The sequence below is a fragment of the Agrococcus sp. BE272 genome (assembly GCF_031457935.1).
GTDB classification, from domain to species: Bacteria; Actinomycetota; Actinomycetes; order Actinomycetales; family Microbacteriaceae; genus Agrococcus; species Agrococcus sediminis.
On record NZ_JAVDXL010000001.1, the window covers coordinates 158,409 to 182,665 of the forward strand.

The 24,257-nt window shown below is 74.3% G+C and carries 26 protein-coding genes and 1 tRNA gene; 15 read left to right on the plus strand and 12 right to left on the minus strand.

Annotated elements, in window-relative coordinates; genetic code table 11:
* Positions 1-188 precede the first annotated feature (188 nt).
* From J2X49_RS00745 to J2X49_RS00775, 7 genes are all read left to right on the plus strand, one after another.
* Positions 189-812 (plus strand): TetR/AcrR family transcriptional regulator, encoded by a 624-nt coding sequence (locus J2X49_RS00745; protein WP_310121306.1) that lies wholly within the window; start codon positions 189-191, stop codon positions 810-812.
* Between the two features lie 41 nt (positions 813-853).
* Complete coding sequence (locus J2X49_RS00750) at positions 854-1,492, plus strand: prepilin peptidase (RefSeq protein WP_310121308.1); 639 nt, start codon at positions 854-856, stop codon at positions 1,490-1,492.
* 42 nt (positions 1,493-1,534) lie between these two features.
* Positions 1,535-1,610 (plus strand) — tRNA-Arg (locus tag J2X49_RS00755).
* Positions 1,611-1,694: 84 nt separating this feature from the next.
* Positions 1,695-2,285 carry a TetR/AcrR family transcriptional regulator gene (locus J2X49_RS00760; protein WP_128188996.1) on the plus strand — a complete coding sequence of 197 codons (591 nt, stop codon included), beginning with the start codon at positions 1,695-1,697 and terminating at the stop codon, positions 2,283-2,285.
* Between the two features lie 42 nt (positions 2,286-2,327).
* The gene (locus J2X49_RS00765; protein ID WP_310121311.1) at positions 2,328-2,624 is read left to right on the plus strand and encodes a metal-sensitive transcriptional regulator; all 297 of its coding nucleotides are present in this window, start codon (positions 2,328-2,330) and stop codon (positions 2,622-2,624) included.
* Between the two features lie 32 nt (positions 2,625-2,656).
* Positions 2,657-2,971: a heavy-metal-associated domain-containing protein gene (locus tag J2X49_RS00770; protein WP_146357215.1), complete on the plus strand. Its 315-nt coding sequence runs from the start codon at positions 2,657-2,659 to the stop codon at positions 2,969-2,971.
* 171 nt (positions 2,972-3,142) lie between these two features.
* Positions 3,143-3,979 (plus strand): SGNH/GDSL hydrolase family protein, encoded by an 837-nt coding sequence (locus tag J2X49_RS00775; RefSeq protein ID WP_310121316.1) that lies wholly within the window; start codon positions 3,143-3,145, stop codon positions 3,977-3,979.
* Positions 3,980-4,014: 35 nt separating this feature from the next.
* Here the strand turns inward: J2X49_RS00775 and J2X49_RS00780 are convergent, their stop codons facing one another.
* Together J2X49_RS00780 and J2X49_RS00785 are read right to left on the minus strand one after the other, a co-directional pair.
* Complete coding sequence (locus J2X49_RS00780; RefSeq protein WP_128189002.1) at positions 4,015-4,647, minus strand: low molecular weight phosphatase family protein; 633 nt, start codon at positions 4,645-4,647, stop codon at positions 4,015-4,017.
* Positions 4,648-4,723: 76 nt separating this feature from the next.
* On the minus strand, positions 4,724-6,157 hold the full coding sequence (locus J2X49_RS00785) for a helix-turn-helix domain-containing protein (RefSeq protein WP_146357209.1): 1,434 nt from the start codon (positions 6,155-6,157) through the stop codon (positions 4,724-4,726).
* A 170-nt stretch (positions 6,158-6,327) separates the two neighbouring features.
* Here J2X49_RS00785 and J2X49_RS00790 point away from each other — a divergent pair, with 170 nt between their 5' ends.
* On the plus strand, positions 6,328-8,217 hold the full coding sequence (locus J2X49_RS00790) for a phosphoenolpyruvate carboxykinase (GTP) (protein ID WP_310121325.1): 1,890 nt from the start codon (positions 6,328-6,330) through the stop codon (positions 8,215-8,217).
* 117 nt (positions 8,218-8,334) lie between these two features.
* Here J2X49_RS00790 and J2X49_RS00795 read toward each other — a convergent pair whose 3' ends face one another.
* On the minus strand, positions 8,335-9,264 hold the full coding sequence (locus J2X49_RS00795) for a hypothetical protein (RefSeq protein WP_310121328.1): 930 nt from the start codon (positions 9,262-9,264) through the stop codon (positions 8,335-8,337).
* A gap of 255 nt (positions 9,265-9,519) precedes the next feature.
* Here J2X49_RS00795 and J2X49_RS00800 point away from each other — a divergent pair, with 255 nt between their 5' ends.
* The 6 genes from J2X49_RS00800 to J2X49_RS00825 all read left to right on the plus strand — a co-directional run bounded on the left by J2X49_RS00800 (position 9,520) and on the right by J2X49_RS00825 (position 15,410).
* Positions 9,520-10,167 carry an FMN-binding negative transcriptional regulator gene (locus J2X49_RS00800; protein WP_310121331.1) on the plus strand — a complete coding sequence of 216 codons (648 nt, stop codon included), beginning with the start codon at positions 9,520-9,522 and terminating at the stop codon, positions 10,165-10,167.
* A 51-nt stretch (positions 10,168-10,218) separates the two neighbouring features.
* Entirely contained in the window at positions 10,219-10,746 is a 528-nt protein-coding gene (locus J2X49_RS00805) for a sigma-70 family RNA polymerase sigma factor (RefSeq protein ID WP_225792802.1), read from the plus strand.
* Complete coding sequence (locus tag J2X49_RS00810) at positions 10,743-11,453, plus strand: hypothetical protein (protein WP_310121334.1); 711 nt, start codon at positions 10,743-10,745, stop codon at positions 11,451-11,453. The genes J2X49_RS00805 and J2X49_RS00810 overlap by 4 nt, the downstream gene beginning before the upstream one ends.
* Before the next feature lie 101 nt (positions 11,454-11,554).
* A complete protein-coding gene (locus J2X49_RS00815) occupies positions 11,555-13,639 on the plus strand; it encodes a TPM domain-containing protein (protein ID WP_310121337.1) in 2,085 nt (694 codons plus the stop codon).
* 92 nt (positions 13,640-13,731) lie between these two features.
* A complete protein-coding gene (locus J2X49_RS00820) occupies positions 13,732-14,544 on the plus strand; it encodes a PspA/IM30 family protein (RefSeq protein WP_310121341.1) in 813 nt (270 codons plus the stop codon).
* Between the two features lie 80 nt (positions 14,545-14,624).
* A complete protein-coding gene (locus J2X49_RS00825) occupies positions 14,625-15,410 on the plus strand; it encodes a crotonase/enoyl-CoA hydratase family protein (protein ID WP_310121344.1) in 786 nt (261 codons plus the stop codon).
* 44 nt (positions 15,411-15,454) lie between these two features.
* On the opposite strand, the gene J2X49_RS00830 is transcribed toward J2X49_RS00825, so the two are convergent.
* On the minus strand, positions 15,455-16,705 hold the full coding sequence (locus tag J2X49_RS00830; RefSeq protein ID WP_310121346.1) for a glycosyltransferase: 1,251 nt from the start codon (positions 16,703-16,705) through the stop codon (positions 15,455-15,457).
* Between the two features lie 34 nt (positions 16,706-16,739).
* Between J2X49_RS00830 and J2X49_RS00835 the strand changes: the two genes are divergently transcribed.
* Positions 16,740-17,243 (plus strand): hypothetical protein, encoded by a 504-nt coding sequence (locus tag J2X49_RS00835; protein ID WP_310121349.1) that lies wholly within the window; start codon positions 16,740-16,742, stop codon positions 17,241-17,243.
* Here J2X49_RS00835 and J2X49_RS00840 read toward each other — a convergent pair.
* The 8 genes from J2X49_RS00840 to J2X49_RS00875 all read right to left on the minus strand — a co-directional run bounded on the left by J2X49_RS00840 (position 17,240) and on the right by J2X49_RS00875 (position 24,140).
* Entirely contained in the window at positions 17,240-18,670 is a 1,431-nt protein-coding gene (locus tag J2X49_RS00840) for an amidase (RefSeq protein ID WP_310121352.1), read from the minus strand. The genes J2X49_RS00835 and J2X49_RS00840 overlap by 4 nt on opposite strands.
* The gene (locus J2X49_RS00845; RefSeq protein WP_128189015.1) at positions 18,667-19,068 is read right to left on the minus strand and encodes a hypothetical protein; all 402 of its coding nucleotides are present in this window, start codon (positions 19,066-19,068) and stop codon (positions 18,667-18,669) included. Before J2X49_RS00845 ends, J2X49_RS00840 begins: the two co-directional genes overlap by 4 nt.
* 43 nt (positions 19,069-19,111) lie before the next feature.
* Positions 19,112-20,104, minus strand: coding sequence for a hypothetical protein (locus tag J2X49_RS00850; RefSeq protein ID WP_310121357.1), 993 nt, complete (start codon positions 20,102-20,104; stop codon positions 19,112-19,114).
* Between the two features lie 90 nt (positions 20,105-20,194).
* Positions 20,195-20,590 carry a hypothetical protein gene (locus J2X49_RS00855; RefSeq protein WP_128190568.1) on the minus strand — a complete coding sequence of 132 codons (396 nt, stop codon included), beginning with the start codon at positions 20,588-20,590 and terminating at the stop codon, positions 20,195-20,197.
* 102 nt (positions 20,591-20,692) lie between these two features.
* The gene (locus J2X49_RS00860) at positions 20,693-21,280 is read right to left on the minus strand and encodes an N-acetyltransferase family protein (protein WP_310121359.1); all 588 of its coding nucleotides are present in this window, start codon (positions 21,278-21,280) and stop codon (positions 20,693-20,695) included.
* Positions 21,280-21,996 (minus strand): uracil-DNA glycosylase, encoded by a 717-nt coding sequence (locus J2X49_RS00865; protein ID WP_310121360.1) that lies wholly within the window; start codon positions 21,994-21,996, stop codon positions 21,280-21,282. Before J2X49_RS00865 ends, J2X49_RS00860 begins: the two co-directional genes overlap by 1 nt.
* Positions 21,993-22,709, minus strand: coding sequence for a Type 1 glutamine amidotransferase-like domain-containing protein (locus J2X49_RS00870; protein WP_310121362.1), 717 nt, complete (start codon positions 22,707-22,709; stop codon positions 21,993-21,995). Before J2X49_RS00870 ends, J2X49_RS00865 begins: the two co-directional genes overlap by 4 nt.
* A 111-nt stretch (positions 22,710-22,820) precedes the next feature.
* A complete protein-coding gene (locus J2X49_RS00875) occupies positions 22,821-24,140 on the minus strand; it encodes an aspartate aminotransferase family protein (protein WP_310121365.1) in 1,320 nt (439 codons plus the stop codon).
* Positions 24,141-24,257 lie beyond the last annotated feature (117 nt).

Below are 24,257 nucleotides of genomic sequence, written 5' to 3' on the forward strand. Positions count from 1 at the left end.
TTTGACGGTAACGTCGTTACGCCTCAGACTTGCACCACAGAGCCCCGCACGAGCCGGCTCGCCCACCGGGACGAGGTCCCCACGCACGACAGGAGGAGCCATGCAGCTCCCCGCCCCGATCAAGCGCGAAGCCAGCGCATCGGGCGCACCGACGCGCTTCATTGCCGACGCTGTTACGGTTGCCGCCCATGCCTGAATCCGCCCCCACTCCTGAGCCCGGCCTGCGCGAGCGCAAGAAGCTCTTCACCCGTCGCACCATCGCCGACGCAGCCTTCGCGCTCGTCTCGGAGAAGGGGCTCGACGACGTCACGATCGACCAGATCGCCGAGCGCGCCTTCGTCTCCCCGCGCACAGTGTCGAACTACTTCCCCTCCAAGGAAGCGGCGCTCGTGGCGGCCGGCGACATCTCGCCGATCGACATGCTCGCCGGCCTCGAGGAGCGGCCCGCCGACGAGGCGCCGCTGCACTCGCTGAGCGAGGTGCTCACCGCCTCGATCAGCGGCTGGTCGAAGGAGCAGCTGAAGATGCTGAAGGCCAAGGAGGATCTCGTCGAGCGCTTCCCGGCCCTGCTCCCCCACCGCATGGCGCAGTACGACGAGTTCGAGGACGCCGTGCGCCTTGCGGTCGCCGCGCGCAGCGGCGTCGACCCCGAGACATCCGCCTTCCCCCGCCTCATCGCGGGCGTCGCGGCCGCGGCCATCAAGACCGCGATCCGCGTCTGGGTGAACACCGACGGAGGGGCGTCGAAGATCGCCGACCTCGTCGAGCAGGCGTTTCACGACCTTGAGGCCGGCTTGAGCCCCGACGCCTGAGGGCGCCGGAGAACCTTGCGTCACCCAGAGCAACCGCTTCGATGCCACCCCTTGCGATCGCGATCGCGGCAGCGCTGTGCGCCGTCGCGGCCTGGCTGCTGACGCCGCGCGCACGCCGGATCGCCGAGAGCGGGTCGCGCTGGCTGCGGCCCGCCGTGCCCGCGTCGCTCGCCGCGCTGCTCGGCGCCGCGGGCGCCGCCGTGGCCGACCACTGGGCGGTCGCGGTCGCGCTCGGCGCCCTCGCCGTGGGCTGCGGCCTGCTCATCGCGGTCGACCTCGCCGTCTTCCGCCTCCCGGATGCGATCGTCTGGCCGACCACGGGAGCCGTGCTCGGGATGCTCGTGGTCGCCGCGGCGATCACGGGCGACTGGGGGCGGCTCGGCACGGCGCTCCTGGCGATGCTCGTCGTCGGCGTCGGCTACTTCGCGCTCGCGTGGTTCGCCCCGTCGAGCCTCGGCCTCGGCGACGTGAAGCTCTCGGTCGTGCTGGGGCTGACGCTCGGGTGGTTCGGCTGGCAGGCGGTGCTGCTGGGCATCCTGGGCGGGTTCCTGGTCTTCGCGCTCGTGGCGCTGGTGATGCTGGCGCTGCGCCGCACGTCGCTGCGCGCCGACCTCGCCTTCGGCCCCTGGATGATCCTCGGGGCGGCGGCGGGCCTGGGCTGGGCGGCGGTCGGGGCGTAGCCCTCGCAGTGGTAGATTGGACGACGCTGCCTCGGCAGCCCGGCCCCCATAGCTCAGGGGATAGAGCGTCTGCCTCCGGAGCAGAAGGCCGCAGGTTCGAATCCTGCTGGGGGCACCAAACTTCCCGGATCGCACGTGTGCGAGCATCGCAATCTCGTGTCGATCGCGAAACGGCGCTCGGAAACAGCGTACGCTTACCGCCATGGGACGACCTCGACTCCACGACGAGCACCTGCGCCAGCGCCTGCTCGAGGCCGCCACCGACCTGATGGCGGTGGACGGGCCCGACTTCTCGCTGCGCCCGCTGGTCGCCTCCGTCGGCACCTCGACGTCGGCCGTCTACTCGCTCTTCGGCTCGCGCGGCGAGCTGCTCGAGGCGATCACGCTCCGCGCCGCGCGCTCGTTCGTCGACGCGCAGGAGGCCGCCCGGGTCGACGACCCCGCGCAGCACATCTCCGGCCTCGCCCACGCGATCCGCGCCTGGGCCAAGGAGCACGCCGCGATGTTCCAGGTCGTCTTCGGCCGCAGCGCCGACTCGCCCGCGGTCGGCGAGGCGCGCGACAGCACGACCGAGCCGCTGCTGCGCGCGGTCACGGAGGCCACCGAGGCGGGTGTGCTGCACGGCGACCCGGTCGTCGCGACCGGCACCATCTTCGCCGGCGTGCACGGCTTCATCACGCTCGAGCTGCTCGGCCTCTACCCGGCTGACCAGGCCGACGCGCTCTTCGACGCGCAGCTCGCGGCCATCTGGCGCAGCTGGGCCACGCCCGAGCACGTCAGCGCCGTCGCGTAGCCCTTGCCGGGAGATACCCCTCCGGGGTATCATCGTCCCATCATGAGCACGCACGCCACCCACGGCTACACGGCCGACAAGGACGCCCTCCTCAAGCGGCTCCGTCGCGCCGAGGGCCAGGTGCGCGGCGTCGCCCGCATGGTCGACGAGGACAAGTACTGCATCGACATCCTCACGCAGGTCTCTGCCGCCACGAAGGCGCTCGAGACCGTGGCGCTGCAGCTGCTCGAGGATCACCTCGCGCACTGTGTCGCCGAGGCCTCCTCCACGGGCGGCCCGGTCGCCGAGGCGAAGCTCGCCGAGGCGAGCGCCGCCATCGCGCGCCTCGTGCGCTCCTGATACCCCGAAGCATCCACCACCGGAAGGACACCATGCTGCAGGACATCGAGATCACCTCCACCCCCGAGCCCCAGGCCGGCGGCTGCTGCGGCGGCGGCGCCTGCTCGACGACGGATGCGTCGGCCCAGTCGGCCGCGACGTCGCAGACCTTCGAGGTCGAGGGCATGACCTGCGGCCACTGCGTCTCGTCGGTGACCGAGGAGATCTCGGGCCTCGCCGGCGTCGAGGGCGTCGACGTGGCACTCGTGCCCGGCGGCCGCTCGACCGTCACCGTCGCATCCGACAGCCCGCTGCGCGTCGAGGACGTGCGCGCCGCGGTCTCGGAGGCCGGCTACTCGCTGGTCTGAGCCCGATCCGCTCCGGGAGCGCCGGCCCTGCGGGGCCGGCGCTCTCGCATCACATGGGGGGCTATCCGCGACGTGGCGGCGGGTCTAGCATCAGCCGCAGACCGTTCCGCGACGATGTTACGGAATCGATCTCCCATCGCCGGATCGAAAGAGGACATCATGCAACGTCGCATGCTCGCAGTCGCCGCCGCGGTCGCGCTCGGCGCAACCGCACTGCTCGGAGCCGCGCCAGCCTCAGCAGCCGAGCCGCCTCCGCCCGGCGGCTACGCATACGTGGCGCTCGGCGACTCCGAGGCTGCAGGCACGGGCCTGCTCCCGGCGGTGCAGATGGACTGCCTCCGCTCGATCAAGGCCTACCCGATCGTGCTCGCGCCGACCTACGGCGGCGTCGCGTCGCACGCCTGTGCCGGTGCCACCAGCGCCGACGCGCTCACGCAGGCGCGCACGGCGATCGCCGCCGGCAGGCTCGGCGCCGCGACGGAGCTCGTGACCATCACCGTCGGCATGAACGACGTCGGATGGCAGTCGGTGCTGCTGGCCTGCAGCAGCTCGGGCACCGTGCCGGCATGCCAGACGGCGTTCGATCGGGCGATGCTCCTCGGGCAGTCGCTGCCGACGAGCATCGGCACGATCGTCGCGACGGTGCGGGCCGTCCCAGGCTTCGACGGGCGCATCGCGGTCGGCGGCTACCCGTTGCTCTTCGGCGACCTCGCGACGTCGTGCTCGATCGGCTCCTTCCAGGGCACGCCGATCGACGTGAGCCCGGCGCAGGCCGCGCTCGCCAACCTCGGGGTGGAGCAGATCAACCTCGCGATCCGCGCAGGGGCGATGGCCGCCGGCGGCACCTACATCGACATCGGCGCAGCGTTCGACGGGCACGGTCTCTGCGACACCAGCGGCCCCTGGGTCAGCGGCCTCGTCAACGGTCAGCGCACGTCCGATCGCAGCCTCCACCTCAACTGGCCGGGCCAGCGGGCGTACGCTGCGGCGATCGTCGCGGCGCTGTAGCCGCACGAGCGCGTCGCCCGCCCTGGGCGGCGCGCTCAGTCCAGCGCGTCGAGGTACTGCTGCACCTGCCGCCGCACGCGGTCGCGGATGCGCCGCACCTCGTCGGTCGAGAGCCCGGCCGGGTCGTCGAAGTCCCACGAGAGCACCTGCTGCTCGGGCTGCAGCTCGAACGGGTGGTCGATGAGCATCGTGATGATGACGTCGGCCGCGCGCGCGACGTCGTCGGTGACGGGCTTCGGGTAGCTCTCGGTGAGCGGCACGCCATCCTCCTCCATCACCCCGACGACCGTGCGCAGCACCTCGTCGGCAGGGTTGAGGGCAGCCGAGAGCGCCTCGACGCGCCCGTCGCTCAGCGCGTTGAGGTAGGCGGCGGCCATCTGCGAGATGCCGTCGTTGCGGATCGACTCGACGAGCACGCGCAGCGGCGCGCCGGCCTCGCGCCGCCCCTCGCCCGCCTCGAGCGCCTTGAGGCGGTCGGCAGCGAACTTCAGCGCGAGCGCCGGCAGGTGGGTGCGCACGCGCGCCCCGCGAGCGAGGGTGGCGTGCGACTCGAAGACGATGCGCTCGATGAGCGTCGGCTCGAGCTCGGGATGGAGCTTCGCGAGGTGGGCCGCGCCGCGGCGCAGCGTCTCGTCGGGCGAATCGAGTCCGTGCTGCTCGCGGGTCATGTCGGCTCCTCCGGTCGACGTGGCGCCTCCAGGCTACGGCCGGGCAGGATGCCGTGCCAAGAGCCTGGGGCGCGGGTCAGAGCACCGGTGCGTGCCGCTCCAGGAACTCGTAGAGCTCCGCGTCGTCGACGCCCGGGTAGGTGCCCGACGGCAGCGGCGCGAGCGTGTGCTGGTGCATGCGCGCCGACGCCCACGCGTTGTTGCGCCAGCGACGCTGCAGCGCGTCGTCGGGGCGGGCGCAGCACCGCTCGTCGGGGCAGGTCGAGGTCTGGCGGAACGCCGTCTGGGCGCCGCGGAAGTACTTCGCGTCGTCGAAGCGCACGCCGAACGAGATCGAGAACTCGCCGTCGGTGCCCGCGCCGATCTGCGTCGAGCACCAGAAGGTGCCCGCGGGCGTGTCGGTGTACTGGTAGAACTCCGTCGTCCGCGACGTGCGCTCGAAGGCGCTGCGGGCGGCGAACTTGCGGCACACGACCTGGCCCTCGGCGTGGCCGGATGCGTCGACCGGGATGGGCATCCCGTCGTTCTCGTAGACGCGCGAGAGCGCGCCGTCCTCGGCCACGCGCAGGAAGTGCACGCGCAGGTCGAGGTGCGTGGTGGCGAGGTTCGTGAAGCGCATCGCCGCCGTCTCGTGCGTGACGCCGAACGCGTCGCGGAAGTCCTCGACCGCGAGGTTCCGCTCCTTCTTCGCCTTGCGCAGGTACTCGATCGCGCGCGAGCGCGGCATGAGGGTCGCGGCCGCGAAGTAGTTGATCTCGAGCCGCTGCTGCAGGAACTCGCTGTAGTCGCGCGGCTCGTGGTGCCCGAGCAGCCGGTGGGCGAGCGCCTGCAGCGCCATCGAGCGGAGCCCGTGGCCACCCGGGATCGAGGCCGGCGGCAGGTAGATGCGGCCGTTCTCGAGATCGGTGACCGAGCGCGTCGAGTGCGGCAGGTCGGTGACGTAGACGAGCTCGAAGCCGAGGCGGGCCGCCATCTCGCTCACCGTGCGGTGCGTGAGGCTGCCGCCCTCGTAGCCGACGGCCCGCAGCTGCTCGTCGGCGAGCTCGTCGATGTGCGGCAGCGAGTTGGCCTGCTCGCGCATGCGCAGCCGCAGCGCGGTCGCGTCGCGCCGTGCCTGCTCGGGGGTGGCGATCGCCTCGCGGGCGCGGCGGTCGAGCTCGCGGTGCAGGCCGACGAGCGCGCGCAGCTGGTCGTCGCCCATCGAGCGCGTCGGGCGCACGGTCGGCAGGCCGAGCCGCTTGTAGCTCGCGCCCTCCTGCAGCCGCTGCAGGTCGAGCTCGAGCCGCGAGCGCTCGCTCGGCGGCTCGGGGTCGAGCAGCTGTGCGGTGGGCACCTGCAGCACCTCGGCGATCGCCTGCAGGTGGCTGAGCTTCGGCTCCCGGTGCCCGTTCTCGATGAGGGAGAGCTGGCTGCCCGCGAGCCCGATGCGCTCCCCCAGCGCGTCGAGCGTGAGCTCGGCGGCGGTGCGGAAGTGCCGGATGCGGTGCCCAAGGACTGCTGCGTCGACCATGCGACCAGTGTACGAAACTTCTGGCGAATCTTCACCATGTGCGCCGCGCGCGGCCGCGATCGCCTCCGCGAGGGGCGCTTCGGGGCGCAAGTTTCGTCGAAAGGAAGAATGCGCGGTTCCTTCTGGCTCTCGCTCGCCCTCGGCGGTCGGGCGCGGGTGAGACTCGAACCATGACGATCCTCCCCGCCGCCCCGACCCGCGCATCCGCCAAGCCCGTGAAGCCCAAGCGCGTCGGCGCGCCCGAGGGCGCCGACCCGGGCGTCGTCTCGTGGGTCGCGAGCGTCGCCGAGCTCACCGAGCCCCGCGACATCGTCTGGTGCGACGGCTCGCAGGAGGAGCTGCAGCGCCTCATCGACACCATGCTCGAGGCGGGCACGATCGTGCCGGTGCCGAAGCGGCCTGGCAGCTACCTCGCCCGCTCGAACCCCGACGACGTCGCCCGCATGGAGGACCGCACCTTCATCTGCGCCGACGATGCCGAGGACGCCGGCCCCACGAACAACTGGCGCGACCCGACCTCGATGCGGCAGGTGCTCGGCGGCCTCTTCGACGGCGCCATGCGCGGCCGCACCATGTACGTCATCCCGTTCTCGATGGGCCCGGTCGGCGGCCCCATCTCGAAGCTCGGCATCGAGATCACCGACTCGCCGTACGTCGTCGCATCCATGCACTACATGACGCGCGTCGGCACGGCGGCGCTCGAGGCGATGCATGGCACGAGCGACTGGGTGCCCGCGGTGCACTCGATCGGCGCGCCGCTCGCCGACGGCCAGCAGGACGTGCCGTGGCCGTGCAACCCGACCCGCTACATCTCGCACTTCCCGGAGACGCGCGAGATCTGGTCGTTCGGCTCGGCCTACGGCGGCAACGCGCTGCTCGCGAAGAAGTGCTTCGCGCTGCGCATCGCGTCGGTGCAGGCGCGCGACGAGGGCTGGCTCGCCGAGCACATGCTGCTGCTGCGCATGAAGCACGACGACGGCCGCCAGATCCACCTGGCCGGCGCCTTCCCCTCCGCGTGCGGCAAGACCAACCTCGCGATGCTGCAGCCGACGATCCCCGGTTGGACCGTCGAGACGCTCGGCGACGACATCGTCTGGATGCGTCCTGGCCCCGACGGGCGGCTGTGGGCCATCAACCCCGAGAACGGCTTCTTCGGCGTCGCCCCCGGCACGAGCGAGGCCACCAACGCGACCGCGATGGCGATGATGGACCACGACACGATCTTCACCAACGTGGCGATGACGCCCGACGGCGACGTGTGGTGGGAGGGGATGACGAAGGAGGTCCCCGAGGGCCTCATCGACTGGCAGGGCCGCCCCTACGACCCGGCCAACGGCCCGGCGGCGCACCCGAACGCCCGCTTCACCGTGCGCGCCGAGCAGGCGCCGTCGATCGCGCCCGATTGGGACGCGCCCGCGGGCGTGCCCCTCGACGCGATCATCTTCGGCGGCCGCCGCCCCACGCAGGTGCCGCTCGTGCTGCAGGCGCGCGACTGGGAGCACGGCGTCTACGTCGGCGCGACGGTCTCGAGCCAGCAGACGGCCGCCGCCGAGGGCCCGGTGGGCGAGATCCGCCGCGACCCGTTCGCGATGCTGCCCTTCTGCGGCTACAACATGGGCGACTACTTCACGCACTGGATCGACATGGGGCACCGCCTCGGCCGCCACGCGCCCAAGATCTTCTCGGTCAACTGGTTCCGTCGCGACGAGGACGGCGGATTCCTGTGGCCGGGCTTCGGCGAGAACGCGCGGGTGCTCGAGTGGATCGCGGGCCGCGTGGCCGGCACCGCGCCGGGCGTCGACACCGCCGTGGGCGTGCTGCCCGCCGAGGGCGCGCTGAACCTCGACGGGCTCGACATCGACGAGGCCGTGATGGACGAGCTCTTCGAGATCGACCCGAAGGCGTGGCTGTCGGAGCTCGTCGACGTCGAGGCCTTCTTCGGCCAGTTCGGCCGCGCGCTGCCCACGGGCCTCGTGCGCCAGCTGAACCACGTGCGGTGGCGCCTCGAGCACGTGCAGCAGGCGCAGCACGCGCAGCAGCAGCAGCCCGTCGCGGTCTGAGCCGCGCGGGCCGCGCCGCCCGCTGCAGATGTAGGGCCAGTGGCTCCCACCCCGCGAGGGTCGGAGCCACTGGCCCTACATCTGTGATGGCCGAGAAGCACGGAGGGGGCGGATGCGTCACTCGCGTCGGGCGCGCGCTGCGCGCACGCGCTCCACGAAGTGCGCGCCACGGCGTGCCATGTGCTTGCGCGTGACCCGCACGGTCGTCCATCCGGCTGCCTCGAAGCGCGCGTAGCGATCGATGTCGACGTGCCACTGCCGCTCGTCGCGGTGGCCGTCGCCCTCGAACTCGATCGCGATCCGCAGCTCCGGATAGCCGAGGTCCGGGTGCCACTCCTCTCCGTCGACGACGACAGGCGGGTGCACGACCGGCTCGGGCAGCCCCGCCTCGACGATCAGGAGCCGCGTGATCGTCTCGAACCTCGAGTCGACGCCGACCCGCGCATCCGCCGCGGCAGCGCGCAGCGCCGCGACCCCGGCCAGCCCCGCACATCGAGCGATGAAGTCGTCGAGCTCCTGTGGGGTGGCATAGCCGCGCTCGGGCTTCCGCTCCAGTCGCAGGCCCGGGAAGGAGCGCGACGGCGTGAGCAGCGCATCGGCGACCTGCACGAGCGCCTCGTGCGACAGCTCGCGCGCGAGCGTCAGCGCGGTCGCGAGCGGGCCCAGGAGCCGCAGCCCGTCGAGCTCGGTGGTGCGCAGCCGCGTCGGATCGAACGCGAGGTGTCGCGTGCCGGGCACGACGCTGGGCGCGGTGCGGTGCGGTCGGGCGACGACGAGCGGCTCGCCGCGCGACCACCGCTCGGCGATGGGGAGGCCCCAGAGCCGGGCGGCGGTGATGCCGCCGAAGACCTGATGCGGAGGCATGATCGTCGCGTACGCGCTCGCGAGCGCCGCGACGTCGGTGATCGGTCGCGAGCGCACCCCGCGGAACGGCTGCTCGAGATCGGCACCGCGGAGCCGACCGCGGCCGAGCCCCTCGGCGAGCGCGTCGCCGACGCGGAACGCGCCGAGATCGAACGGCTCGGGGAGCGGGGTCGAGGGGCGCATCCGCGCAGGGTGCCGCGCGCTCCGCGCAGCGCGAGCAGAGGGCGGCGGCACCTGTGGACGGCCGCGCGCGGCGGCGCGGGCGGATGCGCATGCCTGCGTCGGCGCAGACCGTGCGCAGATACAGGGACAGTGGCGCTCATCGGGGCGGCATTCGAGCCGTTGGCCCTATATCTGCGGATGGGCGGAGGAGGGGCGGAGAGAGGGCGGGCGCGGCGCGACGGCGCACGCGGGCATGGGTGGTGGAGGATGGGGCGCATGCAGCCGAATCCGCTCTACCGCATCGGCGAGGCCGAGGTGCGCGACCTCGTCGCGCGCGCGCCGTGGATGCTGCTGGTGTCGCATCCCGCGTCCGGACCCGTCGCATCCCCCTCCCCCGTGCTGCTCGACGACGAGCACGAGGGCGACGGGCTCGTGCTCGTGACGCACCTCGGCCGCGCCGACGCGCGCCTGCACGGGCTGCTCGAGCCCGGCGAGCACCGGATGCTCGTGGTCGCGCAGGGCGAGCACGGGTACATCTCGCCGTCGTGGTACGTCGGGGCCGACGCGGGACAGATCCCCACCTGGAACTTCGAGATGGCGAGCATGACGTGCGACGTGGAGGTCCTCGACGCGGACGCGAACATGCGCACGCTCCGGAAGCTCGTCGCGCACTTCGAGTCGCGGTACGCGCCCGAGGGCGGCGTCGCGCTCGACATCGACGACGACGGCAATCGCGGCATGGCGATGGGGACGGTCGGGCTGCGGCTGCGCGTGCGCTCCTTCGACGCGAAGTCGAAGATGAGCCAGAACAAGTCGGCCGACACCCGGGCCTCCGTGCTCGCGCACCTCGACGCATCCCACCCCGCCCTCGCCGAGCGCATGCGCGTGGCCGACCGCGACGCCGCGCCGGCGCGCGAGGCCTGACCCCAACCGTCGACGGCCGTCGTTCGTCCTAGAGAGCAGAGGGAGACTCGCGTGGCAGCCGGCTGGGAGCTGGTCGTCGCCGAGCTCGTCGCCCAGCGCGGCGAGGCGCTCGTGCGCTACGCGATGCTCCTGACCGGTGACGAGGAGGAGGCCCGCGACATGGTGCAGGACGCCCTGACGGCGACCTTCGGCCGGCTGCGCAACGGCTTCGAGGTCGAGCAGGCCGAGGCCTACGTGCGGCGCGCGATCGCGAACCGGTTCCTCGACCGCGCCCGGCGCGGCCAGCGGTGGCGGCGGATCGCGCCGCTCGTCGTCGATCGCGAGCGGGTCGACTCGGGCTCGACGCTCACCGGAGAGCGGCTCGACATGGCGCACCGGCTGCAGCGGCTCACGCCGCGCGAGCGCGCGTGCGTCGTGCTGCGCTACGACGAGGACCGCACGGTCGAGCAGGTCGCCGCGGAGCTCGGCATCTCGGCGGGCGCGGTGAAGCGCTACCTGTCGGATGCGCTCGGCAAGCTGCGCGGGATGCTCGAGCGCGAGCAGGAGCGCGGGCAGCGCGACGAGAGGGGCAGGCCGTGAGCGACGAGGAGCTGCGGCGGCGGCTGCAGGAGATCCCCGCGCCGCGCGCGAGGCTCGACGCGGCCGCCGCGATCGACGGCGCGAAGCGGCGGCGCCGGCCCAAGGTCGCGGCGCTGACGGCCGCCGCGACCGGCGCCGGCGTGCTCATCGTCGCGCCGTTCGTGACGCCGGGGCTGACGCCGCTGTCGCCCTCGAGCGACTCGTCGGTGCTCAGCGAGGGCGACGACGGCGGCACGGCGCCCGAGGCGGCGCAGCCGAGCGCCGAGACCGAGGGCGCGCCGGTCGAGGGCGGCGACAGCGGTGCCGGAGCCGAGGAGTCGGCGCCGATCGGGCTGTGCGGCCTCACGCGCGCCGGCGACATCGGCCTGGCGCTCCGGTTCCTCGAGGACCCGGCGGATGCGTCGGTGGTGCCCCCGGGTCGGGTCGAGGCGCGGGGCGCGGGGCTCACGGCCGCCGTCGCGACCTTCGTCGACGTCGACGCGCTCGTCGTCGACGGCGGTGTCGCGCGGGCGACGGCCGGCACCACCGAGCAGGACGCGCGCCTGGCGGGCGGCGCCGCGGGAGTGCTCGGGGTGACCACCGGCGTGCTCCCGGCCGACGCGTGCGGGCCCGGGACGCCATCCGCCCCCTCCCCCGTCGCGCTCGTCGCGGTCGACGGGTCGGCGCCGGTCGCGGTCGTGGGCGAGCCCTGGGAGGACGTTCGCTGAGAGCGCCACCGTCGGCGCGATCTCCCAGGCTCGCGGCCAGATCCGCTGGCTAGACTCGCGCCGAGTCGGCAGCCCGACAGGCCGGCCGCAAGGGAGCGCAGATGCAGGTCCGGATCGTCCGCCCGTTCGCGGTGGTGGCACTCGGTGCCGCCGGGCTCCTGGGGCTCTCTGCCGGCTCGCTCGCCACCGAGGCGCCCGTCGACCTGGGCGGCGACGTCTTCGTCGACACGACCGGGCAGCTCTCGGCCGACGCCGCCGAGATCGCCGAGCACCTCGAGCGCAACAACGCCGAGAGCGACGCCGACGTGTACGCGGTCTTCGTCGACTCCTTCGACGGCATGGCGCGCGACGAGTGGGCCAACACGAGCGCCGAGCAGAGCGGCCTCGACCAGTCGTCGATGCTGCTCGCGATCGCGGTCGACGACGGCCAGTACGCCTACTCGGTCGCGAACGGCTTCCCGCGCGACACCTCCCAGGTGAACGACGCGCTGCAGGGCGTGCTGCTGCCGGCCCTCAACTCGGGCGACTTCGCCGGCGGCATCACGCAGTTCAGCGACCAGATCGCCGCGAACGAGGGCGGCGGCGACGGGGGCACCGACGTGAACGTCGACGGCTCGGCCATCTGGCCGGTCGTCGCGCTCGTCGGCGGCGCGGCCGTCGTCGGCGGCGGCGCGTGGGCGATCACGCGCGGCGTGCGCGCGAACCGCAAGCGCCGCGGCGAGCAGGCCGCCGTGCAGCAGCAGCAGCTGAGCCTCGAGGAGCTCAAGCAGCGCGCCGACATCGCGCTCGTGCAGCTCGACGACACGGTGCAGCAGAGCGAGCAGGAGCTCGCGTTCGCGAACGCGCAGTTCGGCGAGGAGGCCGTCGCGCCCTACCGGCAGGCGCTCGAGAAGGCCAAGGGCGGGCTCGCCGAGGCCTTCGGGCTGCAGCAGCAGCTCGACGACGCCTTCCCCGACAGCGACCAGGAGCGCCACGACTGGTCGAGCCGCATCCTGCAGATCACCGAGGGCGCGGGCCGCGAGCTCGCGAGCCACGCCACCTCCTTCGAGCAGCTGCGCAACCTCGAGCAGAACGCACCCCAGGTGCTCGAGACGGTCGCGCAGTCGCGGCAGGCGCTGGACGGCCGCATCGCGAGCGCGCGGCAGATCCTCGACCGGCTCGACGACCTGCACTCGGGCGCCTCGATCGACCCCGTGCGCGAGAACATCGCCGGCGCCGAGCGGCAGCTGCCCAACATCGACCAGTCGCTCGCGGCCGGCCGCGACGCCGTGCAGGCTGGCAACGGCGCCAACGCCGCGCTCGCCGTGCACGCCGCTGAGGCTGCCCTCGCGCAGGCCTCCGGGCTGCTCGCCGCCGTCGAGCGCGCCGAGCGCGACCTCGAGCACTCGAGGCAGCAGCTCGGCGAGCTCGTGCAGGACTCCATCGGCGACATCGCGGCGGCCAAGACGCTCCGCAGCACGTCGACGATCGACCTGGCCCCGCTCATCCACCACGTCGAGGAGCAGGTGGCCATCGCCCAGCGGCGCCCCACCGACACGCTCACCGTGCTGAGCAACCTGCAGCGCGCCAACCAGCGCCTCGACGAGGCGGCCGGCCAGCTGCGCGAGGGCGGCGCGCAGGTGCAGCGGCAGCAGATGACGCTGGATCGCTGGATCGAGTCGGCGCGCGCCAACATCGACCGCGCCGAGGACTTCATCCACACCCGCCGCATCGGCGTCGGCATGCACGCGCGCCAGCTGCTCTCGACCGCGCAGCAGGAGCTCGCGCAGGCGCTGCGGCTCCGCGAGGCCGACCCGCACACGGCCGCGCAGTACGCGCAGGCGGCCTCCGAGCACGCCGAGCAGGCGATGCAGGACGCCTCGGGCGACGTCGGCGGCTGGGGCGGCCAGCCCCGCAACCCCTACTACCGCCAGGGCGGGCGCGGGCAGGACATGCTCACGGGCGGCCTGCTCGGCTACATCCTCGGCGACATGCTCTCGGGCGGCGGCCACGGCGGCGGCGCCGCGCCCGGCCAGTACAGCGACCCCTTCGCGGGCGGCTCCGGCGGCGGCGGGGGCGGGGGCCTCGGCGACCTCTTCTCCGGCGGCGGCGGCTCGTTCGGCGGCGGAGGCGGCGGCTTCTTCGGGGGCGGCTTCGGCGGCGGAGGCGGCGGCTTCGGCGGCGGAGGCGGCTCCTTCGGCGACTGACGCCGGCCCGCCCGGGCCTCGCAGCGCATCCCACACCACTGTCCATCACACGACGACCGGCCGCTCCGGCGGCACCCGCAGGAAGGAACACCATGTCCAAGCAGTCCATCCTCGGCCGCATCGCGCAGCTCGCGAAGGCCAACATCAACGCGCTCCTCGACCAGGCCGAGGACCCCGAGAAGATGCTCGACCAGATGGTTCGCGACTACACGAACTCGATCGCCGAGGCCGAGGCCGCCATCGCCCAGACCATCGGCAACCTGCGCCTGCAGGAGCAGGACTACCAGGAGGACGTGCGCGCCGCCGAGGACTGGGGCCGCAAGGCGCTCGCCGCCTCGCAGCGCGCCGACGAGATGCGCGCCGAACACCCGGCCGACGCCGCGAAGTTCGACAACCTCGCCAAGGTTGCCATCGGCAAGCAGATGCAGTCGGAGTCGGAGGCCCGCGCGGCCGAGCCGTCGATCCAGTCGCAGAACGAGGTCGTCGACAAGCTGAAGACCGGCCTCGAGACGATGAAGGGCAAGCTCGACCAGCTGAAGTCGAAGCGCTCCGAGCTGATCGCGCGCGCCAAGGTCGCCGACGCGCAGTCGCAGGTGCACGACGCGGTGAAGTCGATCGACATCCTCGACCCCACGAGCGAGATCGGCCGATTCGAGGAGAAGATCCGTCGCGAGGAGGCCAAGGTCATGGGCCAGCAGGAGCTCGCCGCCTCGACGCTCGACGCGCAGTTCGAGGCGCTCGAGGACGTCGGCCGCGAGACCGAGATCGAGGCGCGCCTCGCCGCGCTCAAGCACGGCGGCGCGCAGGGGCAGCTGGGCTCCGGCGCCAACGCGGCGCTCGGCGGCTCGCAGGGCGGCTCGCAGAGCGCAGGCGACCACGTCGAGGCGGAGGTCGTCGACCGCTGATCGCGCGCTCGCGCGCACGGCCTTGGAGGGGGCGGACGACCGTCCGCCCCCTCCTCGCCTGCCCGGGCTAGGTTGACGGCGTGACCGACACGACACCGCGCGTCGCCCTCGAGCGGCGCGGACCCATCCTCCACATCCGGCTCGACCGGGTCGGCAAGCGCAACGCCGCCGACCAGCGCATGCTGCACGAGCTCGCGCTCGCGTACGGCGAGCTCGACCGCGACCCGGCGCTGCGGGTCGGCGTCGTCTCGGCCGCGGGCGACCACTTCACCGCCGGCCTCGACCTCGCCGACATCGCGCCTCGGATCGCGACCGGAAGGCCGGAGCTCGTGCCCGAGGGCGGGCTCGACCCGTGGGGCCTGCAGACGCGGCCGGTGTCGAAGCCCGTCGTGCTCGCGGTGCAGGGCACGTGCTTCACGCTCGGCATCGAGCTCGCGCTCGCGAGCGACGTGGTCGTGGCCGCCGACTCGACGGTCTTCGCGCAGCTCGAGGTGGCGCGAGGCATCATGCCCTTCGGCGGCGCGACGGTGCGCTTCCCGCGGCTCGGCTGGGGCGACGCCATGCGCTGGATGCTCACCGGCGACCGCTTCGACGCCGCCGAGGCGCTGCGGATCGGGCTCGTGCAGGAGATCGTGCCGCACGGCACCGAGCTCGAGCGCGCGCTCGCGCTCGCCGAGCGCGTCGCGGCGCAGGCGCCGCTCGCCGTGCAGGCGACGCTCGCCGCCGCCCGGGCGGCGCAGCCGCAGACGGCGGATGCGGTGGCCGGGCTCCTGCCCGCCGTGCAGCGGCTCGCGGCGACCGGCGATGCGCGGCGCGCCGCGGAATCGTACCTGACGGGGACACCCGTCGCGTTCGAGGGGAGCTGACGCCGGGCGGCGAGTGCGCGGGCCGGCTGCAGCGCCCGGGCCGCCTACAGCGCCCGCGCCGCCGCGGTCGCGCGGTAGACGTCCTCGAGCTCGTGCGCGACGTCCTGCCAGTCGCGACGGCTCGCGGCGCGGCGGCCGGCGAGGCCGAACTCGAGCTGCAGGTCGACGTCGTCGAGGATCGCGCCCACCGCCTCCGCCCACTCGGCCGGGTCGCGCCCGTCGACGAGCACGCCCGTCTCGCCGTCGATGACCGACTCCATGAGGCCCCCCACGCGCGCGGCGACGACCGGGGTGCCGCTGGCGGCGGCCTCGAGCGGCACGAGGCCGAACGACTCCGTGCGGCTGGGCACCACGACGACGTCGGCCGCGTCGAGCAGCTGCGCGAGCGCCGGCCGCTCGAGGCTGCCGATGTGACGGACGCGGTCGGCGACGCCGAGCTCGCGCGCGAGGTCGTGCAGCGACTCGAGGTAGCGCTCCGAGCCGGGTGTCGCGTCGCCCGCGAGCACGAGCACCGTGCCCGGCAGGTGCGGCAGCATCCGCACCGCGAGGTCCTGGCCCTTCGCCGCCTGCACGCGGCCGACGCACACGACGAGCCCGTCGTCGGCGCGCACCCCGAGCCGCGCGCGCACCGCCTCGCGCGACGAGACGGGCGCCGGGTGGAAGACGGTCGTGTCGACCGCGGGCGGCACGAGCCAGACGCGCTCGGCCGGCGCGCCGACGCCGTCGCACAGCACGTCGATCTCGGCGCGCGAGACGGCCGCGATCGCGTCGACCTCGCTCGCGAGGTACCGCTCGGTGAGGACGCGGCGCTCGGGCTCGGGCCGGTCGCCGTCGGCGAGGCGGCGGTTCTTCTCCTCGGCGAGCGTGTGGAACGTCTGCACGATCGGGATGCCGAGCGCGAGCGAGACGGGCAGCGCCGCGAGGCCGGAGAGCCAGTAGTGCGCGTGGATCACGTCGTACGGGTCGGTCGCCGCGAGCGCCGCGCGCTGCAGCTGGTCGCCGAAGGCGTCGGCGAGGTTGGGCAGCTCGTGCTTGCGCACGATGCCGCCGCCCGTCTCGAGCGCGTAGAGCGTGACGCCGGGCGCGAGCGAGTGCGCGTGCGGGGCGCCGACCGAGCGGGTGAAGACGTCGACGTGGTTGCCGCGGCCGGCGAGCGCCATCGCGCTCTCGAGCACGAGCACGTTCAGCCCGCCCGCGTCGCCCTTCCCCGGGCGGTCGGCCGGCGACGTGTGCATCGACACGATCGCGATCCTGAGGGGCGTCCCAGGGGTGTGGCCGTACGGCTCCTGGCGCATGCACCCAGCGTATCCGGGCGCTATCGTCGGCCGCATGGCAGATTCGCGACCGGGCCCGCTCCGCGCGGTCGGCACCGCGATCGGCGCCCTCGGCCGCTCGGCCTCCGGGCCCGCGCTCCGGGCGCTCACGGCGCCGCCGGTGGCACGTGCCGGGCACCGCTTCGCGACGCGGGCGGCGCGCGTCTGGGGCCGGCTGCTCGGCGGCGAGGAGCGGCAGGTCGGCGAGCTGACCGTCATCTCGGGGCTGCCGACTTGGGCCTTCGGCCGAGGCGGCACCACCATCGGCGCGACCTTCCTCACGCGCAGCGCCCTCTCACCCGAGATCCTCGAGCACGAGGACGTGCACCGGCGCCAGTGGGAGCGCTACGGGCTGTGGTTCATCCCCATGTACCTCGCCGCCGGCCAGGACGGGCTGCGCAACCGCTTCGAGATCGAGGCGGACCTCGTGAAGGGCGGCTACCTGCCGAAGCCCGCGCGACGGGCTGGCGTGCGCGCCGCCGGGCGCACAGGCGGCCGCCCGGGCGAGCCCCCGGCCTAGGGCCGCATCGCGTCGACGACGCGCTGCGTCCAGGGGATGCGCCGCTCGAGCTGGCGGCCGATGGCGAGCAGCGTCGCCTCCTCCCCCGGCCTGCCGATCAGCTGCACGCCCATCGGCAGCCCCTCGGCGGTGCGGTGCACCGGCAGCGCGATCGCCGGCAGCCCCGTCACGTTGACGAACGACGTGTGCGGCGTGTGGAGCACCTGGTGCCGGAAGTCGGCCTCGCCGTCCTCCGGGTACCAGTCGAGGGGCCGCGGCGTGAGCGCCGTCGCCGGCGTGAGCACGGCGTCCCACGGCGCGAACGCGGCCAGGACGCGCCGCTCGAAGGCGGTCGCCCACAGCTGGGCCCGCGCGAGCCCGCCGGCGGTGAGGCCGTCGCTCGTCTCGACGATCCAGCGCGCGAGCGGCTCGAGCAGGTGCCGGCGCTCGCGCGCGATGGGCGCTGCCGCCGCACCGCCTCGCCAGAGCGCCGTGAAGGCCTCGGGGTACCCCGACGCATCCGGCAGCGCCACCTCGCCCACCTCGTGCCCGAAGGCGGTCAGCGCCGCGACGGTCGCGTCGACGGCGGCCGTGGCCTCGGGCGAGATGCGGATGTCGTCGGTCTCGTCCCAGGGCGTGCCGCCGGTCATGACCGCGATGCGGTAGCGCCCCTGGCCGCGCACCGCCGCGGCGAGCAGCGAGCCGTCGTCGCGCTCGGGCGCGCGGAGCGTGAGCCCGTGCGGCGCGACCCCGTTGACGCGGCCGATGAGCGCGTCGGTCAGCAGCGCGACGTCGATGACCGAGCGCGCGATCGCGCCGGCGGTGACGAGCCCGCCGATCGTGCCGACGCCGCCCTGCGCGGGGATGCGGCCGCGGGTGGGCTTCAGCCCCACGAGGCCGCACGTGGCGGCCGGGATGCGGATGGAGCCGCCGCCGTCGGAGCCGGGCGCGAACGGCAGCAGCCCCTGCGCGACGGCCGCCGCGGCGCCGCCCGAGGAGCCGCCCGCGTGGAGCCCGGGGTGGCCGGGCAGCGTCGTCGCCCCGTGCAGCGCCGAGCGGGTGTAGCCGGCGAAGCCCAGCTCGGGCGCGGCGGTGCGGCCGAGCGTGACGCCGCCCGCGTCGTCGAGCACCTGCGCGACGGGATCGGTCGCGTCGGCGACGTTGCCGGCCATCCAGCGGCTCGCGAAGGTCGCCGGCTGCCCGGCGCGCTGCGTGAGGTCCTTGTCGGCGAACGGCAGGCCGTGGATGAGCCCGGTGCGGTCGTCGGCGTCGTCGACGGCTCGGGCGCGAGCGAGCGCGAGCTCGGCGTCGACGTGGACGAAGGCGTGCGCGTCGTCGACGCGCTCGATGCGCTCGAGGAAGTGCTGCGCGACCTCGACGGCGCTCACGTCGCGCGCGTGGAGGAGGCGCCAGAGGTCGAGGGCGCCCTGCTCGTGGAGCGCGCTCACCCGAAGTACCGGCCCGCGCGGCGCTGCAGGCGCCTGCGCTCGGTGCGCTCGCGCATCTCGTCGCGGGTCGCGTAGTTCGTCAGCTCGCGGAACGGGTCGCGCCCGACGACCCGCGACGGCTCGGCGAGGATCGCGAGCACCGCCTTCTCGATCTCCCAGTACTCGCCGATGCGCGTGCCCTGGCCGGGATTCACGTGCCGCAGGCGCGCCTCGAAGCGCACCTCGCCCTTCACCTCGATCTGCGTGATGAAGCCGCGCGTGGCGCCCGCGACCGACACCATCCAGAAGCCGGGGCCGAGGTCGGTGACCGTCGCGCGCACGTCGTCGGCCGCAGCCGCCGCCGCTGCGCTCACGTCTGCCTGCTCCCGCGACGCCCGCCAGGCCTCGAACTCCGTCATGCCCTCCATCGTGGCACCGCGCACCGACACGGCGCGCCGACGCTCACGGCTCGGGCTGCGCCCACCGACCGTCGTCGGTCTCGCGCTCCTCCGCGCGATGCCGGGCGACGACGCCGGCCAGCACCGCCGCGCCCACCTGGGCGCCGTCGACGGTGACGGCGAAGCGCGCGCCCTCGCGCGTGGTGACGACGATGCCCGGGCCGCGCCGCAGCACGACCGCCACGTGCCCCGGCAGGCCCCGGTAGCCCCATCCGCCCCAGTGCAGCGGCTCGACGAGCCGCGCCTCGGCGACGCGGATGCGCGCGGTCGGGATGCGCCGCAGCGGGAAGCCGAGCAGGGCGCTGCGCACGCGCAGGCCGTCGGCGTCGACGACGACGCGGATGCGGGCGATGCCGATCACCACCGCGGCCGCGAGCAGCAGCACGAGCGCGAGCAGCACCCGCGCCACCGGGCCGTCGCCGAGCGGCAGCAGCAGCGCTGCCAGCACGCCGCCGACGAGCAGCGCGATGCCGAGCAGGGCGAGCGCGGGCGACTGCGCGTCGGCGCTCCACCGCTCGGCGTCGGTCGGCTCGAGCGGCAGCGGCGGATCGGTGTCGCGCACGCGCATCTCGCCGCGCGGGTGGATGAGCCACGGCACCACGAGCAGCAGCACCGAGCCCACGAGCAGCGCGAGCCACGGCCCGAGCACCGCCTGCTCGGCGCTGCCGGCCTCGATCGTCGTCACCGCCGAGATCACCCAGGCGGCCGCGAGCATGGCGCTGACGCCGGCCATGATCGAGAGCACCACGGCGCGCGCCCCGTCGTCGATGCGCAGCGCCGCGAGCACGAGCGCCGCGACGAGCATCGCCCCGGTCGCGGCGAGCAGCCCGATGCCCATCGGCGTCGTCTCCGAGACGCCGTCGGCGACCCCCGCGTCGGACCAGTGGGTCGCGATGCGGCTCGGCAGCTCCGGCGCGAGCACCGCCCAGCTCGCGGCGATGACGAGCGGCGGCAGCGCCAGCACGAGCGCGGCGAGCCAGACGAGGGTGCGGTGCATGGTGCGCTCAGTCTCCCGCGCGCCGCTGTGGCGCGGCCATGCCCGCGGGCGAGGCGCGTGCGGGCGCGGCGGGCGCGGTCCCCGCCGCGCCTACGCGCTCCGGTGCGCCGTCCAGAGCCCGACCAGCAGCGCCACGATCGCGGTCGCGGCGCCGAGCACGAGGCCGGCCGGCGCCATCGCGAGGCTCAGCTGCGAGAGCGCGAACAGCAGCGCCGCCATGATCGCGACCGAGGCCACCGCGACGAGGCCGAGCATCCACAGCTGGGTGCCCTGCTGCATCGACCGGCGCGAGAAGACCACGGCGACCGCCGCGGGCAGCCCGAGGATCGCGCCGTACGTGACGCCGACCTGGAGGCCCTGCGCGTCGGGCGAGAACAGCACCCCGAGCAGGACGCCGATGAGCACGCCCGCGCCGAGTGCGGCGGCGACCGCCCACCCGGTCGGCACGGCGAAGACGGTGGGGGCTCGATGCTGCGCGACGGCCATGGCGACGACCTTCCTGCAGCGGTGGTGCACCGCCGCTCAGCGTCAGCATCCACCGCGGCGACCGGCGTTCGCAATCGCTGTTACGGAACCCTGCGGCTACCCTCAGCGCCGCTTGCGCAACGACTTCTGCAGCAGCACGATCCCGAGCTCCCGCCCGAACTTCACGCCGACGCGGCCCATCCGCCCGATCTCCTCGAAGCCGAGCCGCTCGTGCAGCGCGATCGACGCATCCGCCCCCTGATCGGCGATCACCGCGATCATCTCGCGCACGCCGCGCTCGCGCGTCGCCTCGATGAGCGCCTCCATGAGCGCGCGGCCGAGGCCGCGGCCGGCGGCGGCCGGCGCGAGGTAGACCGACGACTCGACCGTGTAGCGGTAGGCGCTGCGCTGCTTCCACGGCTGCGTCAGCGCGTAGCCGAGCACCGTGCCGGTCGCGCTCTCAGCCACGAGGAACGGCAGCCGCAGCTCGCCCGCCTCCCGCAGCGTGCGCCGCCACTGGCCGAGCGTCTTCGGCCGCTCGTCGAAGGTGACCGTCGAGTTGAGCACGAAGTGGCGGTAGATGTCGCGGATCGCAGGCAGGTCGGCCGCCTCGGCGGGCCGGATGCGGAAGGCGAAGTCGGGGTCGCGGTGCTCGGGGTCGCGCAGGTGGCGGGGCAGGCGGCGGCGGCGCTCGTACTCCTCGGGCAGCATCAGCCGGCCGCCTCGGCCTCGGCCGGGATGCGCCAGTCGACCGGCGCCGCACCCTGCGCCGCGAGCGCGGCATCGGCGCGCGAGAAGGGCCGCGAGCCGAAGAAGCCGCGGCTCGCGCTCAGCGGCGACGGGTGCGGGGAGGCGATCGTCGGCACGTCGTCGAGCAGGGGTGCGAGCGACTGCGCCTGCGCACCCCACAGGATCGCGACGAGTGGCGCGCGCGAGCCGTCGGGGCGCCGGCGGGCGACGAGCGCGCGGATCGCGGCCTCGGTCACCTGCTCCCAGCCCCACCCCCGGTGCGAGGCGGGCGCGCCCGCGCCGACCGTGAGCACGCGGTTGAGCAGCAGCACGCCCTGCTCGCTCCACGCGGTCAGGTCGCCGTGGGCGGCCGGCTCGTGGCCCAGGTCGTCGCGGAGCTCGCGGTAGATGTTCTGCAGCGAGCGCGGCAGCGGGCGCACGTGCCGCTCGACCGCGAACGCCAGCCCGATCGGGTGCCCCGGCGTCGGGTACGGGTCCTGGCCGACGATGAGCACCTTGACGTCGTCCATCGGCTGCGCGAACGCGCGCAGCACCGCGTCGCCCGCGGGCAGCCACGGCCGCCCCTCGGCAGCCTCCGCGCGCAGCCGGTCGCCGAGCCCGTGCACGACCTCCTCGACGCCCGCGAGCGCATCCGCCCACCCCGGGTCGATGAGCTCGGCGAGCGGCCGCGCCGTCATGCGGCCAGCACGCCGACGGCGACGCGGTCGCTGTCGCCGGCGCGGTCGGCGGTCCAGACGGAGCCGTCGCCCGCGACCTGCAGCCCGCCGGAGCCGACGATGAGCGAGGTGTTCTCGTCGATCGCCACCACCCGCTCGGCGAGCCCCGCGTGCACGATCGCGACGGCCCGCGAGAGCGTTCCGTACTGCGCGGCGTGCACGTCGACGACGAGGTCGACGAGGCCGAGGCCCGCGTCGAGCGTCACCTCGTCGAGGCCCTCGCCGCTCGTCTCGGCGCACACCGGCACGCCGCCGATGCGCCAGCCGCCGAGCAGCGCCACGTCGCCGGCGATCATCGCGCCGGCCGAGAAGCCCGCGTAGGGCACGCCGGATGCGACGAGGCCGCGGATCGTGTCGGCCGCCGGCATGATCGCGGCGTGGTAGCCGGGCGTGAGCCCGCCGCCGACGAAGATGCCCTCGGCGTTGCCGAGGTCGGTCGGCTGCAGCTGCCGCTCGGGGCTCAGCTGCACGATGCGCACCTCGCCGGCGCCGAGCTTCGTCAGGTCGTCGACGTAGTCGTCGTGCCAGCCGGCGCCCTCCGACTCGGTCTTCGCCCACAGCACGCAGACGATGACGGGGGCGCCCTCGGCGCGCTCGCGGGCCTCGGCGACGAAGCGGCCGGTCCAGCGCGACTCGTCGTCGGCCCAGCCGCCGCCCAGCAGGTGGATGCTCATGCGGGCCAGTCTGCCAGCCGCACGCTGCGGAGCTGCGTCCGTCGACCGGTCAGCCGCGTGCACGACCGGACCACCCGGTCGGCAGCGCAGGAGCCGGTCGACGGACGAGGGTCAGGGCGAGCCGAGCGCCGCGAGCGCCTCGTCGAGGATCCCGAGGCCCGCACGCGCGTCGTCGTCGCCCATCACGAGCGGCGGCGTCACGTGGATGCGGTTGTCGGCGGTGAACGGCACGTACCCGCGCTCGAGCAGCAGGGACTTCAACCGCGCGACGACGGATGCGTCGACGGGCTCGCGGGTGCCGCGGTCGGCCACGAGGTCGAGGGCCCAGAAGCAGCCGCGGCCCCGCACCTCGCCGATGACCGGGTGCCGCTCGGCGAGCGCGCGCAGGCCCGGGCCGAGCACGTCGGCGCCGAGGTGGGCGGCGCGCTCGACGATCCGCTCGTCGACCATCGCGTCGATCGTGGCGACGATCGAGGCGGCGGCGAGCGGGTGGCCCGCATAGGTGAGGCCGCCGGGGATGGGCCGCTCGCGGAAGGTGTCGAGGATGTGCTCGGCGATGATGACGCCGCCGACCGGCACGTAGCCCGAGTTCACGCCCTTCGCGAAGGTGACGAGGTCGGGCCGCACGCCGTCGTGCTGGTGCGCGAACCAGTGCCCCGTGCGGCCGAAGCCCGCCATCACCTCGTCGAGGATGAGCACGATGCCGTGGCGGTCGGCGAGCTCGCGGAGCCCCTGGAGGTAGCCGGGCGGCGGCACGAGGATGCCGGCGGTGCCGGGCACAGGCTCGACGAGGATCGCGGCGAACGTCTCCGGGCCCTCCGACTCGAGCACGCGGCGCGCGTGCTGCAGCGCCCGCTCGCCCTCCTCCTCCTCGCTCGTCGCCCAGAACTCCGAGCGGTAGAGGAACGGCCCGAAGCAGTGCACGTGGCCGAGCGCGAACTCGTTGCCGAGGCGGCGGTGGTCGCCGGTCGCGTTGATCGCGGCGCCGGTGTTGCCGTGGTACGACCGGTAGTGCGAGAGCACCTTGGTGCGGCCCGTGTGCACGCGCGCCATCCGGATCGCGTTCTCGACCGCATCCGCCCCACCGTTCGTGAAGAAGACCGCCGCGAGGCCATCGATCGTCGAGAGGATGCGCTCGGCCGCCTCGCCGCGGCGCAGGTTCGTGGTGGCGGGGGCGACGGTGGCGAGCTCGGCCGCCTGGCGCTGGATGGCCTCGACGACCCGCGGGTGCGCGTGGCCGATGTTGGTGTTGACGAGCTGGCTCGAGAAGTCGAGGTACTCGCGCCCGTCGTGGTCCCAGAGCCGCACGCCGTCGCCGCGCGCGACGGTGAACGGGTTGGTCGAGCCGTGCTTCGACCAGGAGTGGAGGATGAGGCGGTCGAGCTCGCGCGCGCGGTCGCCGTCGGCCGGGTGGAGCTGGTGCTCGGACATGATCCTCCTCGGTGCGCCGGCCGCCGTGGCCGCCTCGCCACCGTATCCCGGGCGTACACTCGAGGCTGCGCCGGGCATCATCTCCGCGCGCGGACCCTGCACACCGTTCGCGCCAGC